16 protein-coding genes are annotated in these 17640 nt (G+C 37.4%); 9 read left to right on the forward strand and 7 right to left on the reverse strand.

What is annotated here, in order from left to right; all coding sequences use genetic code 11:
* Positions 1-235: 235 nt before the first annotated feature.
* On the reverse strand, positions 236-847 hold the full coding sequence (locus tag BWI92_RS14250; protein ID WP_095163932.1) for an N-(5'-phosphoribosyl)anthranilate isomerase: 612 nt from the start codon (positions 845-847) through the stop codon (positions 236-238).
* A 247-nt stretch (positions 848-1094) separates the two neighbouring features.
* Here BWI92_RS14250 and mnmA point away from each other — a divergent pair, with 247 nt between their 5' ends.
* Entirely contained in the window at positions 1095-2231 is a 1137-nt protein-coding gene (mnmA, locus tag BWI92_RS14255; protein ID WP_095163933.1) for a tRNA 2-thiouridine(34) synthase MnmA, read from the forward strand.
* Positions 2232-2365: 134 nt separating this feature from the next.
* The gene (locus tag BWI92_RS14260) at positions 2366-2914 is read left to right on the forward strand and encodes an NADAR family protein (RefSeq protein ID WP_095163934.1); all 549 of its coding nucleotides are present in this window, start codon (positions 2366-2368) and stop codon (positions 2912-2914) included.
* 437 nt (positions 2915-3351) lie between these two features.
* Here the strand turns inward: BWI92_RS14260 and BWI92_RS14265 are convergent, their stop codons facing one another.
* Both BWI92_RS14265 and BWI92_RS28865 read right to left on the reverse strand, forming a co-directional pair.
* Positions 3352-4383: a glycoside hydrolase family 43 protein gene (locus BWI92_RS14265; RefSeq protein WP_095163935.1), complete on the reverse strand. Its 1032-nt coding sequence runs from the start codon at positions 4381-4383 to the stop codon at positions 3352-3354.
* Between the two features lie 452 nt (positions 4384-4835).
* Entirely contained in the window at positions 4836-5234 is a 399-nt protein-coding gene (locus BWI92_RS28865) for a LytTR family DNA-binding domain-containing protein (RefSeq protein WP_095163936.1), read from the reverse strand.
* 615 nt (positions 5235-5849) lie between these two features.
* On the opposite strand from BWI92_RS28865, the gene BWI92_RS14275 reads away from it, so the two are divergent.
* Entirely contained in the window at positions 5850-6470 is a 621-nt protein-coding gene (locus BWI92_RS14275; protein ID WP_095163937.1) for an alpha-ketoglutarate-dependent dioxygenase AlkB, read from the forward strand.
* On the opposite strand, the gene BWI92_RS14280 is transcribed toward BWI92_RS14275, so the two are convergent.
* Positions 6467-6961 carry a hypothetical protein gene (locus tag BWI92_RS14280; RefSeq protein ID WP_095163938.1) on the reverse strand — a complete coding sequence of 165 codons (495 nt, stop codon included), beginning with the start codon at positions 6959-6961 and terminating at the stop codon, positions 6467-6469. The genes BWI92_RS14275 and BWI92_RS14280 overlap by 4 nt on opposite strands.
* Before the next feature lie 415 nt (positions 6962-7376).
* Positions 7377-7859 (reverse strand): peptide deformylase, encoded by a 483-nt coding sequence (locus tag BWI92_RS14290; RefSeq protein WP_095164164.1) that lies wholly within the window; start codon positions 7857-7859, stop codon positions 7377-7379.
* A 71-nt stretch (positions 7860-7930) separates the two neighbouring features.
* Between BWI92_RS14290 and BWI92_RS14295 the strand changes: the two genes are divergently transcribed.
* The 5 genes from BWI92_RS14295 to BWI92_RS14315 all read left to right on the forward strand — a co-directional run bounded on the left by BWI92_RS14295 (position 7931) and on the right by BWI92_RS14315 (position 13862).
* Positions 7931-8512 (forward strand): aminotransferase class IV, encoded by a 582-nt coding sequence (locus tag BWI92_RS14295; protein WP_176464429.1) that lies wholly within the window; start codon positions 7931-7933, stop codon positions 8510-8512.
* Between the two features lie 57 nt (positions 8513-8569).
* The gene (locus BWI92_RS14300) at positions 8570-10006 is read left to right on the forward strand and encodes an ATP-dependent RecD-like DNA helicase (RefSeq protein WP_095163941.1); all 1437 of its coding nucleotides are present in this window, start codon (positions 8570-8572) and stop codon (positions 10004-10006) included.
* Between the two features lie 103 nt (positions 10007-10109).
* A complete protein-coding gene (locus tag BWI92_RS14305; RefSeq protein WP_095163942.1) occupies positions 10110-10610 on the forward strand; it encodes a lipocalin family protein in 501 nt (166 codons plus the stop codon).
* 332 nt (positions 10611-10942) lie between these two features.
* Positions 10943-12004: a glycoside hydrolase family protein gene (locus BWI92_RS14310; RefSeq protein WP_095163943.1), complete on the forward strand. Its 1062-nt coding sequence runs from the start codon at positions 10943-10945 to the stop codon at positions 12002-12004.
* 88 nt (positions 12005-12092) lie between these two features.
* Positions 12093-13862 (forward strand): rhamnogalacturonan lyase, encoded by a 1770-nt coding sequence (locus BWI92_RS14315; RefSeq protein WP_229363126.1) that lies wholly within the window; start codon positions 12093-12095, stop codon positions 13860-13862.
* A 210-nt stretch (positions 13863-14072) separates the two neighbouring features.
* Here the strand turns inward: BWI92_RS14315 and BWI92_RS14320 are convergent, their stop codons facing one another.
* Positions 14073-15242 (reverse strand): PQQ-dependent sugar dehydrogenase, encoded by a 1170-nt coding sequence (locus BWI92_RS14320; RefSeq protein ID WP_095163944.1) that lies wholly within the window; start codon positions 15240-15242, stop codon positions 14073-14075.
* 135 nt (positions 15243-15377) lie between these two features.
* Complete coding sequence (locus BWI92_RS14325) at positions 15378-16340, reverse strand: MBL fold metallo-hydrolase (protein WP_095163945.1); 963 nt, start codon at positions 16338-16340, stop codon at positions 15378-15380.
* Positions 16341-16683: 343 nt separating this feature from the next.
* Here BWI92_RS14325 and BWI92_RS14330 point away from each other — a divergent pair, with 343 nt between their 5' ends.
* Positions 16684-17640 (forward strand): hypothetical protein, encoded by a 957-nt coding sequence (locus BWI92_RS14330; RefSeq protein ID WP_176464430.1) that lies wholly within the window; start codon positions 16684-16686, stop codon positions 17638-17640.

Consider the following 17640-nt stretch of genomic DNA (forward strand, 5'->3'; position numbering starts at 1 on the left):
TTATTAGGAATTGGTTTCTACCTTTCCTATTCAGTGAGTAGCACTCACAAAGAAAAAAAGTTTTCTAAGTAAGAAAATTTTGATATGCTTGATTCGTAGTAAGGCAATATACGCACAGAAAATATTACTTACTAACCCATAAGTGTTCCTGCTTTGTTAAATGCAATTAAATGTTAGGTTTTGAAATTTGAAAATGTGTACGGTGTTTTCAAATTTCAAAACCTTTGTTGTTTGCCTAGAAATCATCATCTAGTGCCTCCAAAATATTGATTAACTCATCCATGTTAGCAAAACCCGGGCGAATTTCTTCTCCACCCTTCAATGCCAAGCCTTTAAATCCTACTTCTTCCAATAATTGATTGGCGTTGTCCTCTGTAATGCCAAAACCCAAAAGAATAGGATATTGCGCTGCCCAAGTTTCGATTTGATTTGTGATAGCATCTATTGGCGTAAATTCATCAGAATTTTCTAACAAAAAATAAGTAACATATCCCGCAGTCGATTGAAATAAGGCTGGAAGATTAGCTTCTGCAAAATCAGTTTTGAGAATAATGGGTAAATTCAACTCTTTCAAAGCATCCAAATCTGGCAAATCACTGCCCGAATTAGCTGAAATTTGAATCGCATCTGGTAAAAAAGTGCTTACCATTTCTTGAATATGCAACGCATTATTCGAGCTGGTCTCACCCACGATTTGAACACCTGCAAGCCAACCTCTCATTTCTTTGTATTTCTCAAAAGGAACATTGTCCATTGAAAAACCAATATATTCAACGCCCATTCCTGCACAGTAGCGAGCATCTGATAAATTATTTACCTCCGAAACCTTAACGATAGTTTTTAACATAATTGTTTTCTTCTTGTAGAGCAAAACGTTTACCCTTGAATTTTTGCAAAAGTACAATTTGACCAACTCAGAACCAAAAAGCTAGCCGTGGTGTTAGAAAAATATTGTATTTTTGCAAAAGAATATTTGGTTAGGAGAGGTTACTCATCTTTGATAAGTACCATTATTGGGTTTACAACTCTTATCTAATCACTATTCGAAAATCATATTTAGAAACAACGGAGGACTTTGAATCCTCGCCGAAAACATGAGTAAACACGGAAGAATTTTAGTCGCCATGAGTGGCGGTATCGACAGTTCGGTGGCAGCGGTAATGCTTCACGAACAAGGTTACGAAGTAGTAGGTATGACCATGAAAACATGGGATTATGCCTCATCAGGTGGTACCAAGAAAGAAACAGGTTGCTGCTCGTTGGACTCCATCAACGACGCCCGTAACATTGCTGTAGAGTTGGGTTTCCCACATTATATCCTTGATATTAGAGAAGAATTTGGTGACTATGTGATTAATCACTTTACGGGTGAATACTTAGAAGGACGCACGCCAAACCCTTGTGTGATGTGTAATACGCATATCAAGTGGGATGCGCTTCTGCGTCGTGCAGATAAGCTTGATTGTGAGTTTATTGCAACAGGACATTATGCCAATATTCGTGAAGAAAATTCACGTTTTGTGATTTCTAAGGGTGTTGATACTTGGAAAGATCAAAGTTATGTGTTGTGGGGTGTTTCGCAAGAAAGTCTTTCTCGTACCAAGTTGCCTTTGGGACATTTGACCAAAAATACCATTCGAGAAATGGCAAAAGAACGTGGTTTTATGGATTTGGTCAACAAATCTGAAAGTTATGAAATTTGCTTTGTGCCAGATAACGATTATCGTGGCTTCTTAAAACGTCGTGTGGAAGGTTTAGAAGATCAAGTTCGTGGTGGAAACTTTGTGGATACCAGCGGTAAGGTACTTGGCAAACATGAAGGCTATCCGTTTTATACCATCGGACAAAGAAAAGGTTTGGGTATTGCATTAGGCTATCCAGCTTTTGTGACAGAAATTCGTAAAGAAACTAACGAGGTAGTTTTGGGACGTGACAAAGATTTGGAGCGTGATGGTATGTGGGTTGGACAATTGAATTTGTCGAAGTACGCCTCAATCCCAGATACGTTAGAAACCATCACCAAAGTTCGTTATAAAGATCAAGGTACACCAGCGAAAATTATTCAAGAAGGAGAAAAAATCCGAGTAGACTTTCATCAACCAGTATCGGGTATTGCTCCTGGTCAAGCGGCGGTGTTTTACGAAGGAGATGATGTTGTAGGTGGAGGCTGGATTTCAAGATCTTTTAAACAAGATGCAACTTCAGGGATTTATGCTGCTGAAATGCGTTAATTAACAATTTTGGAAAGCTTTTTATTTTGAAAAACAGATTAGGAGGATAGATTCGAGAGAGTCTATCCTCTCTTTTTGTTGATAGTTTTTCCTTAAATTTTACTATTTTTGATTTTCTAACCAAAATGATAACTATGAAATACAATCAACAATGGCTCTGTGAAAAGTACAACTACGGAGAGCCAATCAAATATCTATTTTTCTGGGGTCATCAACCTTCAAAAGATGGAAGTCTTTCTAAATCGTGTTTTAGTCAATGGTGGCAGTCGCCATTTGAGGTCAATAGAGAGATTTTTATAACCGCCGAGCATTGGATGATGGTACATAAAGCCAGACTTTTTCAAGATGAATATACAGCCGAAAAAATCTTAAAAGCTAAAAGCCCCGCAGAAGCTAAAAAGTTAGGTCGCTTGGTGAGAAACTTTGATGCAAAGATTTGGGATACTCATAAATTTGATATTGTTGTTGAGGGTAATTTTTATAAATTTTCACAAGACAGCGCTTTAAAAGAATTTTTATTGACTACTAATAACAGAGTTATCGCGGAGGCCAGCCCTGTAGATGCAATCTGGGGCATTGGCATGGCTTCTGACCATCCAGACGTCGAAAATCCAATGGAGTGGGAGGGCGAAAATCTATTGGGATATGCATTGATGGAGGTGAGGGATAGGTTGCTGTCATGAGGTATTAGGGGTCAGGCATTAGTGAAGAGTGTCTAATTTGTTTGAAAATATCACTCTTTTAATATTGGCTGTATGTAAGTCATAAAATATTAACACAAGCCATCCTGAGTTTTTAGATTATCTGAAAATAAGACCTGCTCTTGTTGAGATTGATAAAGTAGCCTATCTCAGTTATTCCTAATAGGGTGCGACTTAAGTCGCACCCTATTAGGAATAAAGGTTCAAAGAATTACAAGTTGCTTAAACGGTAGGCATTTAATGGTTGTAAATCAAAAAAGGCGGTCGAAAAACTAATTTCAACTGCCTTTTTTTTGCTAAAATTCCTGCTGACTAATCTCTAGAAGCAAAGCATTGCGTCTAAACCAGAAAATGTAGATTAAAATAATCACTCATTCGCTCAATTACTCACTCACTAAATTCCCTTATAAAAAAAATCCCTACTTCAATTTCTTAGGTTCAACGCCTTCGAAGGTCATTTTTACATCTTTGATGGTACCGTCTTCGTTAAAGTACAAGTGATCAACACATACTACACGATGATCACGGTCGAGATTGGGAATAGGGCGACGGTGATACACAATGTACCAATCATCAGATTTGGGAGTATTGATCACCGAATGGTGCCCTGCACCCGTTGCCACTTTCTCATCTGCCACCAAGATGGTAGATTTTTTCTCAAACGGTCCCCAAACAGAATCTGCTACGCCGTAAGCCACTTTGTAGGTGCCATTAGTCCAGCCACCTTCCGACCACATCAAATAATATTTGCCTTTACGGATAAACATTATAGGGCCTTCTACATAGCCTTTTGGGGTGATTTCCTTAACCATTTCACCGTTTTCTAGAGGCATCAAGCCTGAAAAGTCAGGTTTAAGTTTGGCAATATTACAGTGTCCCCAACCGCCGTAAATAATATAATATTGTCCGTCTTTATCTTGAAAAACTGCTTGGTCAATGGGTTGCGCTTTATTGTAAAATTGATTGATAAGAGGTTTACCAAGATAGTCTTTGTAAGGACCTTCGGGTTTAGAGGCTACGGCAATACCGATTCCGCCCACCTTATCATCTTTGTCTGGATTGTTTGCTCCAAATCCTTTACGCTCAGAACTTTGAATATCATTTGCCGAAAAGAACAAAAAATATTGCTTACCTTTTTTTACTATCGAAGGAGCCCACATCGCCATTTTTGCCCATTTGATAGCAGTGGTGTCTAAGATTCTAGGGTATTTTTTCCAATTGACCAAATCTTTAGATGAAAAGGCATCAAAGAAAATTTGGTCTTTGTACTTGGCCGAAAACGTTGGGAAAACCCAATATTCTTTATTCAAAATGACCGCTTCGGGATCGGCATACCAACCTTCAAAAATGGGGTTTCCAGAGGTTTTTTTAGGGGATTGGGCAGATACAGTTGAGAGCGTAATAATAAATGTTAAAAAACAGTAAATAGAAAATTGAGCTATTGATTTCATAAAATTTGGGTTTGATTATTCCCACAAGTTATGACCAATAAAAATCGAATCCAAAGAGCTGACATCCTACAGCAGGACATAACCCTGTAGCCCAATCTCTAACCCTATTGATAATACGTTAATATTTACTTTACAAAAAAAATAGAGTTACAAGATAAACATTTATAGGTTTTTATAGGGATGCTTAATATTGTGCGAAAGGCATCATAAACAAAAGGGGTTTGAATCCGCTGTCCATAGTTTTGATGACAGCAAGGGCATTGATTTTTGACAGTGGTTCTACTTTTCATCTTAAAGTAGTAGAGCATACCAATAATTATACTCACAACGAGAACAATCGTAGTGAGAAAAGCTAGGTTTAATAGTTCGGATTTCATGTGTTCTAACTTGTCAAGTATAAATAGTGTGTTAAATTGAAAAAAGTATCAAATCAAAATAGTTTAAAATAAGGTTTAAATAAGTACTGGACACTTGAGTACAAGGCTAATAAAGTTTTCTTGATAGTGTTTCCCTATTGGCAAAATGCACCCATTACTTAATGTGACCTCCTGAGTACTAAATTCAATAAGGTGTTCAATATTAATTAAATAGGAGCGATGAATTCGTATAATTCTGTCATCATTCAATGAGTTTGCTATATGTTGAATACTTGTTTTTAGCATGTACCTTTTCTGACCACTGGTCATCAATTCTACATAGTTGCCTGAGCTTTTTGCAAAAACTAAATTCTTATACGGCATCTTTACATATAAGTTATTTTGTTTTACAAATACGTACTCGCATCCATTATTTTCGCTAGGTTCGAGTGTTGGCGAGATCGAATAATTATCACTTTTTTTTAGATAAACCATTTAATACATAAGTGTTTGAAAGCAACTAATTTGAAAGTAGAAGCTTAAAACAATTCTCTTCATTTTAATTGCCTAAGGTGAATGTTTAATAATGTCAAAAACAAGGTTTTAAAATATTCTAAAAACGGACAATTTAATAAGTACCTAGGCGAGATGTACAGTGATAAAATGATGTTATGGTTTTCTTTTCTAGAAATAAACTCTATGAGAAGGTAATGGCGATACCTACAATAGATTTTATCCTAGCAATTTGCAAGAAGAGGAAATTTGACTAATTAAAATTGTGGCAAGAAAAGTTGATTGGAATTCAAATGATGTAGCTGTTGAAAAATAATAAAATATTACAGATTTTAAATTTTATGGCGAAAATTCTTCAGTTATCCTTTGAATTCTTTACAAATCTCGTCAAACTGATGCCTGAAAGCAATATCTTATTGGATATAAATTTATACTTAAAGATAATTAGAAGCAAATGATTTTTGTTAGTTAGTCAAGAAATTATGTATTTTCTTTAAATACTTATAATTAGGTATTGGAGGAAAAATAATTCAGCAATTTTCGGGTAGGATGACAAAGATTATTCATAAAATTTGCTTTATAAAACCAACAACTTACATGAGTCTTTTTTTATATAATGAGTCTGATTATCAGTACAATTGGCTTCCTCAAGATGGGGTGGTCAACTATTATGGTAAACTTTTTTCGGAGGAGGAATCTAATACCTTTTTCGAAGAGCTCTGGCATACCATTGATTGGAGAAATGATGAAGCAATGATGTTTGGTAAAAAGATTATTACCAAACGAAAAGTAGCATGGTATGGTGATAGTCCTTTTCGATATACGTACTCAAAAGTTACCAAAGAAGCTCTGACTTGGACTCCTGAATTATTGACGCTCAAAAATAGAATCGAAACGGCAACGGGTGAAACATTTAATTCATGTTTGCTCAATCTCTATCATTCTGGCGACGAAGGCATGGCTTGGCATAGCGATGATGAAATCGATTTGAAAAGAAATGGTGCTATTGGCTCAATTACGTTTGGCGCTGAACGAAAATTTGCTTTCAAACATAAGCATACCGACCAGAAAGTGGAAATGTTATTAGAACATGGAAGTTTACTGGTGATGAAAGATACCACTCAAACGTTTTGGATGCACCGATTGCCACCTACTAAAAAAGTAAAAAAGCCAAGAATTAATCTTACCTTCAGAACCATCGAAAATCAGCAATTTTAGGTTAAAGCGGGCTGTATTTTTCGTTCATAATACCAAACAATTTTGTCCAAAAGTACATCGCCTCCACCATAAAAAAATACCGCTCCTAATGGAGGGTTGGCAGTGGCTAATCCTCCGTAGGTAATGGGGCGCCAAATCCAGCAGTTGTAATAGGTACCGATGAGTTCGGTTGTAAAAACTGCTATCCCAATGAAAAAATACACATTTTGCCATCTTTTTCGTCTGACCAATACAAAAAATAATAGCCCAAATAACAATGAAAAATAGTCGTTCCAATAATATCCAACGAGTAAAAAAACGACTGCATAAAAGACTATGAAAATAGGTCTTAACGCTTTGTCATGTCGTGCTGCCCATTGGGTGTGTGCGAAGATATAACCCGTGGCATATACGATACTATGACCGAATGGGACATAGAATGGCACATAAGGTGTACGATAATCATACATTCCTGCACCATTACAGAAAATTAACTCGCCTAAATATGACAAAAAATCATCACGAAAAGCAATTTTCGCAAATGCGCATCGCTGTGATGAAATAGTAAACCAAAATATGAAAGCGTCAGTATATCAGCGAGATACCTACCGTCAAAAATGTTTTGGGCAAACCATGGAGAATCAACAAAAAGTAAGATTGTAATAAAAGGAAAAAAGCTCCAAGCCAACATCAATAGTGCCTTGAAGTTTTGAGTAGTATGATTAAAAATGGGCAAAGAAAGAATATATTTCATCGAAAGTAATATTAAATTTATTTGATTATGAATGTAGCATTTTAGGCTAGGACAACTCACAATTCGCCACTATTACTTAATCTTGCAGAATTAAGTTGAATTAATTATGAGATAAAACATTAGTAATCAAAAAAAACACTCAAAACTCATCACTCATAATTCAGCACTACTACCTATCTCCATTTAAAGGACTTATTATCGATAGCTCGCATAGTACACAAAATACCATCCAAATGGTCGTATTCATGTTGGAGAAGTTCTGATAAATCATTTTGCATATCCCAAATTTGCTCTTGCCAATTTTCATCCAAATAACGAATCGTTAGGCTTTTGTGACGCTTTACTTTGACCAAAAGACGAGGAAAGCTCATACAATCATCCCAAAGCTCAAATTGTTCTTCGCTGAGATTTTCTAAAACTGGATTAATGAACACTACAGGTTTATCGATATTCATATAAATAACTCTCTTCATAATGCCCAACTGAGGTGCTGCGATAGCCCTACCAAAATTGTACTTTTCCCGTATTTCCTGCATAACATGATGTAAGTCGGCGACCCATTCTTTCACTAATGGTAGTTCTTCTTTGGTCACTTCTTGACAAATCTCATAGAGTCGAGGGTCGCCCAAGACTAGCAAATCATCTAAGGTTTTCATTTCTGAATCAATTATTTATGCAAAATCTGGAATATCTATTTAAAAAAAGTAGTTTAAATTTACAGAAGAATATGAGAATTTTAGAAACTATACAGATACAAAATGGTGAGATATTGCAAATATCTTATCATCAAGCACGTATGAACGCCGCCCGAAAGCAACTTTGGCAGTGTGATAACGTCATAGATTTAGCTTCAACGTTGGTTGTTCCAGCTGAACATCAGAATGGCATTGTGCGTTGTAGAGTAGTGTACCAACAAGAAATCGAGGAAATACAGTTTATCCCCTACCAATGGAAAAATATTCGAAGTATTAAAGTAGTTGAAGCGCCACCGATTGACTATGCTATCAAATGGTTGGAAAGAGATGCTTTTACCCAATTACTTCAAGAAAACCCAGAGGCAGATGAGTTGATTATTACTCAAAATGGTTGGGTTTCAGATGCCACTATTGCGAATTTGGCATTTTGGGATGGAAAACAGTGGTTTACGCCCAACACACCACTATTGAAAGGTACAAAACGACAATATTTGTTGGATACGCATCAAATAAAAGAAAAAGCGATAAGGATTGAAGACCTGAAGCATTTTGAGAAAGTCTGTTTAATCAATACTTTCAGAGATTTGTCGCATGAGGTTGCCATCAGTCTTTAAGGTTTGAAAAAACACCATTCATTCAATTACTCAATCATAATTCACTCAATAATTGCCGTGGCAGAAGAACAAAAAACACCTTCGTTTTTATTAAGACAAAAATTTCCCTTTGAACCAACCGTTGGACAGGTTGAACTTTTTCAGAAAATGGAAAAGTTTATCCTCAATACCGACGATTTTGGCCCATTGTGTTTTTTGTTAAAAGGATATGCTGGTACAGGAAAGACCACGGTAATTTCGACTATAATCAAAGTATTGCCCAAGTTTGGTTATAAGTCGGTGTTGCTGGCGCCCACTGGTCGTGCGGCAAAGGTGATGTCCAATTATTCGAAAAAGACGGCCTTGACGATTCATAAAAAAATCTATCGACAAGTAGCCAACCAATATACAGGGAGCCTCGAGTTTCAGCGTCAAAATAACTATGCCACCAATACCATTTTTATCATTGATGAATCGTCCATGATTTCGGACGATGCTGAGTTTGGTACGGCAGGCTTACTCACCGATTTGATGGAATATGTGTTTACGCATCCTGAGTTAGATTACAATGGGAACAAAATTATTTTTGTTGGGGATACCGCACAGTTGCCTCCCGTTGGAAAATTCATGTCGCCTGCGCTTGAAAAAGTTTATATGGAAGGACAGTTTCACTTGGGTGTTTTGGAGCAAGAACTTACCGAGGTAATGCGTCAGGATGCCGAATCTGGGATTTTGTATAATGCCACCCAACTCCGAAGTACTCTGAGTACGAATAAGCCCAAAATCTCTTTTGTGACTAAAGGATATCGAGATTTTTATAAAATGACTGGCGAAAAGCTGGAGGATGGGCTTAACTATGCTTACCGAAAATTTGGGAGAGAAAATACGATTATCCTGACACGCTCGAACAAGACTGCTGTTCTTTATAACCGCTATATTCGCCAACAAATCTTTGCTTTGGATGATGAGCTTTCGGTTGGAGATTTGTTGATGATTGTACGAAATAATTATCATTGGTTGGGGGATGACTCTCCAGCGGGCTTTTTGGCTAACGGTGATTTTGTGGAGGTTATGAAAATTCGGGGTGTGGAAGAAATGCACGGCTTCCGTTTTGCAACCTTATATCTTCGTTTGCTCGATTATGAAGACCATCCCGAAATCGAAGCAAAAGTGTTGTTGACTACCCTGTATTCCAATAACCCCTCTCTGAATAAAGACGAAAGTAAGGCACTGTATGACTCGGTAGCCTTGGATTATGAGCATATTACAAACAAAAAAGATCGTATTGCCGAAATTCGTAAAGACCCTTATCTCAATGCGCTGCAAGTAAAGTTTGCCTATGCGCTCACTTGCCACAAATCGCAAGGTGGGCAGTGGAATGCCGTGTTTGTAGAACAAGGCTATTTGACTGATGAACAAATCAATGAGGATTTTGTTCGTTGGCTTTATACAGGTATTACGCGTGCTACTCACGAGGTGTTTTTAGTCAATTTTCATAATGAGTTTTTTGATTAGTAATGTGATATTCGTCTCAAAAAATTGATAAATGATAAGAGGTTTTGAAAAAAACAAAATCTAAAAGGCTGAGTTTTTCGTATTTTTCCAAAACGAGAAACTTATGAAATACATACTTGCCTTTACTTTGTTTTTAATGAAAACTAATTTAGTACCGAATGTCACCGTTGAGAAAGTTGATTTGAGACGCTATTGCGGTGTCTGGTATTCACTGTATTCTTTACCCACCATGTTTGACCGTAATACCCGCGAAACCACTGGGTATTATACACTCAATACGAAGGGCTACTTTGATGTAGTCACTACCTACAAAAAGGGGAATGATGAAGAAGTTCATTCCGTAAAATCCAAAGTTTTTCCTGTAGCTAACACCAATAACTCCAAATTAGAGGCGCAGTTTCTATGGCCATACCGAGTGGACTATTGGATTATCGAACTTCCCGAAGATTATTCTTATGTGGTGGTGGGACATCCTGAGTATAAATTTTTGTTTATCATGAGTCGTAAAAAGAATATGCCTCAAAAACAGTTAGATGACATTATTGCGAGATGTAAAGCAAAAGGCTATCCTGTCGACAAATTGAGTTCACAGAAACACGATTAGGATACCCTTTGTGATATTTATTTTCTGAAAAAATCTTCTATTTGAGCCGTTACTTAGTAGAAATATATCAATTCAATCTTTAGGTTATATAGCGTTATTCGTGAGTGTAGAATTGTGAGTTAGAGCTGTACGGAGGGTTTCCAACAATTAGGTATTTAGGATTTCTGATTTCGGAAATAGAGTAAAATACTTTTATTTTTTTACAAAATATAGAAGTTTATACTTCCGAAATCCCACATCCGAAATAATCAGTTTTTATAATCCTAGTATACAACCCTAACTCACAACTACCAATTTCCTGATCTAAAAATTGATATTTATCTCTAAACAATATGCTTTCTAGAAGAACCTTTTTGGCTTCTTTGGGAGTCTTGCCATTGACTACATTTAGCTTTGGAAAACCCAAAACTAAGGTTTTGCCTTTATCCGATTTTGTCAAGCACCTTGAACCAGTTGGTCGTCGATTGGAAATAGAAGGCTATTACGTTTGGTGTGCTTCGCCGATTATGGCTCCAGATGGGAAAGTACATGTTTTCTTTTCAAGATGGCCTGAAAAATACAAAATGGGTGGTTGGATTCATAAATCCGAAGTTGCTCATGCTATTGCTGATTCTCCTACGGCTCCCTTTAAAGTCACTGGTACTATTCTTGCTCCAAGAGGCGAAGGATTTTGGGATGCTACTACCTGTCATAATCCTCATATTCAATTTATTGATAACCAATATTGTTTGTTTTACATGGGTAATTCCAACGGTAAGACAGATACTAAGCGTATTGGTATTGCCACAGCGCCAAGCCTCGATGGCCCTTGGACTCGCTATGATAAACCGCTGTTGGAAGCGGGTATCGAAGGCGCTTGGGATGACCATTGTACCACAAACCCCTCTTTTATTAAACACCCGAATGGTGAGTATTGGTTGTACTACAAATCTTGGAATACCAAAGAATACCAAGAAGCTCAAGGCGCTATTCGAGGTAATCGAAAATACGGTTTGGCAATTGCCAAAAATTTAATGGGACCTTACACCAAGTATGCAGGTAATCCCATTGTAGATTTTTCGAAAAAAGGCAATAATGCCCAAGTTGAAGATGCTTTTACGTATTGGGAAAAAGGCAAATTCAAAATGCTTACCCGTGATATGGGCTATTTTAACCATGAAGTAGGCTTGTTTATGGAGTCGAAAAATGGAAAGAAGTGGAGCGAACCTACCGTATCTTTTTTTCCTGCGGAAGCCTATATTACCGAACCACCAGCACCTTCGCATCTTAAGCGTTATGGCAGGTTTGAACGCCCTCAATTGCTGATGCAAAATGGCAAGCTTACCCATCTTTTTACCGCTATGCAAGGAGGGAAATATGCTACCTCCAGTTGTTTCGTTTTCCGTTTGAGCTAAAATTTTACTACTAATATTCACTAATTTCTTTACCAATAAACCTGATTTATTTCATGAAAAAATCGTAAGTAAAGTATTGCCCTTTGCTTTGGGCTTGCTGCTATCTTCGGGTGTGATGGCTCAGTATCAACTCGAAAATTTGGATAGAGGTTTGGTCGCTGTGCGTACCAACCCAAAATCTGTTTTTTTGAGTTGGAGAATCCTTGGTACCGATGCCAAAAATTTGGCTTTTAATATTTACGGAGGAAAAACCAAATTAAACACCAGTCCGATTACAAGGGTATCCAATTGGGTAGACAGCACAGGAATCGAGTCAAGTGAATACAGTCTTTGTGCTGTTATCAATGGCAAAGAACAAAAGTCTATTTATACCCAAGTCTTATCTCAAAACTTTATAGAAATACCCCTTAAAATGCCAGAAGGAGGTACTACCCCCGATGGTAAGCCCTATACTTACACGGCTTCGGATTGTTCGGTAGGAGATTTGGACGGCGATGGACAATATGAAATTGTCTTGAAATGGGATCCGACTAATGCCAAGGATAATTCTCAAAAAGGTTATACAGGAAACGTCTACTTAGACGCATATCGTATGGATGGGAAGCAATTGTGGCGTGTAGATTTAGGGAAAAATATTCGTGCTGGGGCGCACTATACCCAGTTTATGGTTTTTGATTTTGATGGAGATGGTAAAGCCGAAATTGCCTGTAAAACTGCGGATGGAACGACAGATGCTTTTGGGAAAATCATAGGAGATGCCAAAGCCGATTATCGTAATGAAACGGGATATATCTTAAATGGCCCTGAGTTTTTGACAGTCTTTGAAGGAGTCTCAGGGAAAATTCTTGATTCTGTGCCATTCACGCCTGAGCGTGGCGAGGTAGGAGCTTGGGGAGATAAATATGGCAACCGAGTAGATAGGTTTATCTCAGCAGTGGCGTATCTCGACGGCAAACATCCAAGTTTGATTACAGGACGTGGCTATTATACTCGATTGGTTAGAACTGCTTGGGATTTTGAGAAAGGTAAAATCAAAATGCGTTGGAATTTTGACTCTAACGATGCTGGAAATGAAGCCCACAGAAGTATGGGAAATCATCAGATGAGTATTGCCGATTTGGATGGTGATGGTAAACAAGAGGTAATTAGTGGGTCATCGGTTATTGCCTCTAATGGTAAGAGCTTTTACGCCAATGGCCTTGGTCATGGCGATGCCCTGCACGTGTCGGATATGGACCCTACCATAAAAGGCTTAGAGCTTTGGCAGTGCCATGAAGAGCCTGCTAAGTATGGAGAATATGGAATGGAATTTAGAGGAGCTTTATCAGGAAAACCTCTTTGGGGTGTATCAGGTGAAGGCAAGGATATTGGACGTTGTATGGCGGCTGATATTGATCCTACTCATTATGGATACGAGGTTTGGGGCTCGGTAGGAGGGCTTTATGACTGTAAAGGAAATCAGATTAGTGCTACCAGACCTCGTTCTATGAACTTTGCGGTTTGGTGGGATGGCGATTTAACACGTGAGTTACTGGACGGAAATCATGTAGATAAATGGGATTATCAAAATGGACAATTGGTACGTCTATTCACAGCCGAAGGCTGCTCTTCTAACAACGGTACAAAAGCAACACCTGCCGTTTCAGCAGATTTGTTTGGCGATTGGCGTGAGGAGGTAGTATTGAAAAAAAGCGATAGCTCAGCTCTTCGTATTTTTACGACTACTATTCCAACAACTTATAAAATGCCAACTTTGATGCACGATGCTCAATATCGAGTTGCTATTGCTTGGCAAAATTCAGGCTATAACCAACCGCCTCATCCAAGCTTTTATTTGGGAGAAGTAGCACCGAAGTAATTTGAAAATTTGAAGGTGTGTTGATTTGAAAATGGTTAAATACCCAAATAGAAGTCATTCTGTATTTTGGGATACCTTGCTAGAAATATCATAACAGTTAATCAAAAAATGCGTTCGAAAAGAGCTTTTCGAACGCATTTTTTTTATACTATATCTCAGGATAATAATCACTCATTCCCTCAATCTCAACTCACTAAATTAGAGATGAAATTATTCAGGAAGTAACTGGATAATGCGTCCTGGACCTTCTACAGAAATATATATTAAGCCATCAGGACCTTGTTTTACGTTACGAACACGACCGATACTTTCCAATAATTTCTGTTCTTTCACTACTTTTCCGTCCTTGATTTCGAGACGACTCAAATACTGGTAAGCTAAACCACCAACGAATAAGCTCCCTTTCCAACCTTTGTATTTATCGCTTGTTAAAAATGCGATACCACAAGTTCCGATAGATGGCGTGTATTGGTGTTGAGGAAGTGTGACACCCTCTTTTGCAGGAGCTTTAGAAATCGTTTTTCCGTCATAGTTGATACCATAAGATACTACAGGCCAACCGTAGTTTTTGCCTTTTTGGATCACATTCACTTCGTCGCCACCACGAGGACCGTGCTCTGATTCCCAAATTTCTTGTGTAGTTGGATTAAAAGCCAAACCTTGTGGGTTGCGGTGACCGAATGAGTAAACTGTAGAAGGAGCAGTGTTTCCTTCTAAAATTGGGTTGTCGCTTGGAACTTTACCATCGTCTGTCATGCGGTGAACTTTTCCCCAAGGAATCGTTATATTTTGTGCATTCATGTTTGGCGATTCGGCACCACCATAACTTGTTGCACCACCTTCACCAATGGATAAAAACAAAAATCCTTTATTGTCAAACTCGATGCGGCTACCATAGTGATTGTACATCGTGTTGGTGGCAGGAGTGCTAAAAATGGTTTCAGTACCAGTAATAGCATCACCGCTGAGTTTGAAACGAATCAAATTTAATTGCGAGCCATTATCGGAACCCTTGCTTACATAAGTCGCATAAATCCAACCATTTTGGGCATATTGAGGGTGTACTCTCAAGTCTAATAAACCACCCTGTCCTTTTACAAATACATCCGTAGGCGCTCCCGAAAGTTCGGTCGTTTTTCCTCCCGAATAGCGGTAAAATTTACCTTGTTTCTCTGTAAAAAGTAAGTCACCACTAGGAAGAAAGTCCATTCCCCAGATAATATCCTTGTCGTTGACAATGATATTAGTTTTGATCTTTGGTTGCGTATCTGCGGTAGTAATTTCTGTAGTTGGTTCTAATCCTCCATTAGTTTTGCAGGAGAATCCAGAACAAACAGATATAATTGATAAACAAGCATATCCTACAAGTAGATTTTTCATAAAGAATTGAATTTTAGTTTTTGAATTTGTTACAAAAGTATAATAATCAGGCTTTTCTCTGTCGGGGCTGTAGGGCTTTCTGTATCGGATTGTGAGTCTATGGATGGTATATATCCTAAAATCCGAAACCCATTCCTATAATTTAATTTTTTCTCCTTGTTGTGGAAAAATGATATTTAAGCCTAGTGGATTCTGCGTTTTTACCTGTTCAATAATTTTTTGCTCGTTCACAGCTGGAGGCTTTAAATGCGTAATAACAACATTTAGGCCTTTGAGATTTTCTTTTCCTGCAAGGTCTGCCAAAATATTCATTTCTTTCATAAGCCATTGTGGCGTTAGGTGACCAAACAGTAGATGATTTGGTTGTTCGTTGGGAAACGAAACCTCTATGAGGATTCCTTTCAATTGCTTGTTTTTGATCAATGGGGCTACGTTTTTCCAAAGATTTTTCAACTTTCCAGCTTTTTCTAATTCATCGGGTCCTGTATCTCCCAAATATAAAACATAAGAATCTTGGTGTTTTATCAAGAATGCGGTACTCTCAAAAGGCTCTATATGACTCAAGGAAAATGCTTTTACTGTCATGTCTGTTCCTGCAATCTTTTCCTCTGTTTCGAGTGGTAAAGTGGCATAATGGTATTTTTTCAAAAGGACACCAACACCTGCATCGCCAAAATTTACCCAAGTTTTATCATTGAAATAGTTTTCTTGCATAATAGTCATGCACTTTTGTGTAGCATAAATACTCTTTGCAGTGTCGCCAGGAGAATTAATGATAAGTCCAGAAACATGGTCGAGATGTGGGTGAGAAATAAAATAACCTTTAATGTATTTTCTCATCACCTGCGAAGCCGATAAAGTAAATGTTTTTTTCTCTACGGCTTTTTGTAAACCAGCGTAAACTGTTCCAGCGTCTAAGGCCACAAATTGCTCCGAACCACTTGGTCCGAGCATATAACACGACATATTACTTTCGTCGGTACCACCTTTTACGCCTAGCGGAATTAGGTCAAAACTTGATTTTTGTCCCCATGTACTCCAACTTATTAAGGTTAGTGTAAGGAGAGAATAGAGTTTGTGTTTGTTGAATCGAATCATAATGTTAATATATAATCTGCTACAAGATATAGCTTAGTTAAAACTGTAAAGTTAAGGTATTAAAGCTTAAATGTTGGAATAAGAATACATTTAAACAATTTAGCGTTTGTGTACTTGAATGTTGGAATACTTTTTGCTAAAAATTGAATTAAAAAGGCTGTTATTTTTTGCATAAACTTAAAAAAGTGACATTTGTGGCTTTTTATTTATCATTTAATTTCTATATTTAAAAAAAGAAATTGTTCTTTCGGCATAATCCTTGATAGGTGTTTTTCTGGACAAATTGATATTTCAAGAAAGCAGCGACCTAACTATTCTTTATATTGTTTCAACCCATGTACTTATGTTTGAAAAAATCCTTAACAAATTTCTGAGCTTGATTGTCTTACTTCGTCACGGACGAATGACGCCATATGTTAGATATTATTACCGTCACACATATCGGTGTCAGCTCACGCAGTGGAAGTATGTGTTGCAGGACTATGTATTCAGAAAGCCATATAAAGAAATAGAGTTTCAAGGAGAATTTGCCCCTGAACTAGAATTTACAATTCCATTTGCCTATTGGCATTTTAAAAATGGTACCTTAAAAAGTACCAAAGGTGCTTTGTTTACGAAAGAAATGTATTTCTTTTCTCCGCATCATGAAGAAGTCTTTGATGTGAGAACCAACGAGGGTAATTATAATTTTGAACTTCCACGAGTACTCTATAGTCAGGATTATGATATGACGAAATGGCTTGAAGTACCTTATAAAGAGCACTTTAAGAATGATGTTTACGTCTATGACAAGCCAATGTTGATGATTGCCAATCGATACAATATGGAATGGGGAGGTCCTCCAATTAGTTTTTATAGTATCGAAGATTTGGACTTTATGATTAGTCACCTGAAAAAAGACTATACCATTCTTTACAACCGCCCACGCCCTCAGAATATTACCAATGACACCAGCGATATTTACGAACTCAATGACTACGAATGGTTGGCAGAAACGCATCCTGAAGTAGTTTTGATGGAGGATTTGTATAAAGAAAATAAAATTAAAGCGAGAAATTACAACCATTTCCAGCTATCTGTGTATGCCAATTGTGAGAAGTTTATTTCAATTCATGGAGGCACAGCAGCCTTGGCAAGTTGTTTTAAAGGCTCTAATATAATCTTATCTAAAAAAGGACCAGAGCATCATTTCGGGTGTTTCAAAACACTTTTTCCTAAACTTTCAGGAGCTACGATTTATCACGCCAAAACCAATGAAGAGGCTAGAGACTTTGTGCTAAAACATTACGTAAAATCATAA

The organism is Flectobacillus sp. BAB-3569, assembly GCF_002270355.1.
In the GTDB taxonomy this organism is placed as follows: Bacteria; Bacteroidota; Bacteroidia; order Cytophagales; family Spirosomataceae; genus Flectobacillus; species Flectobacillus roseus.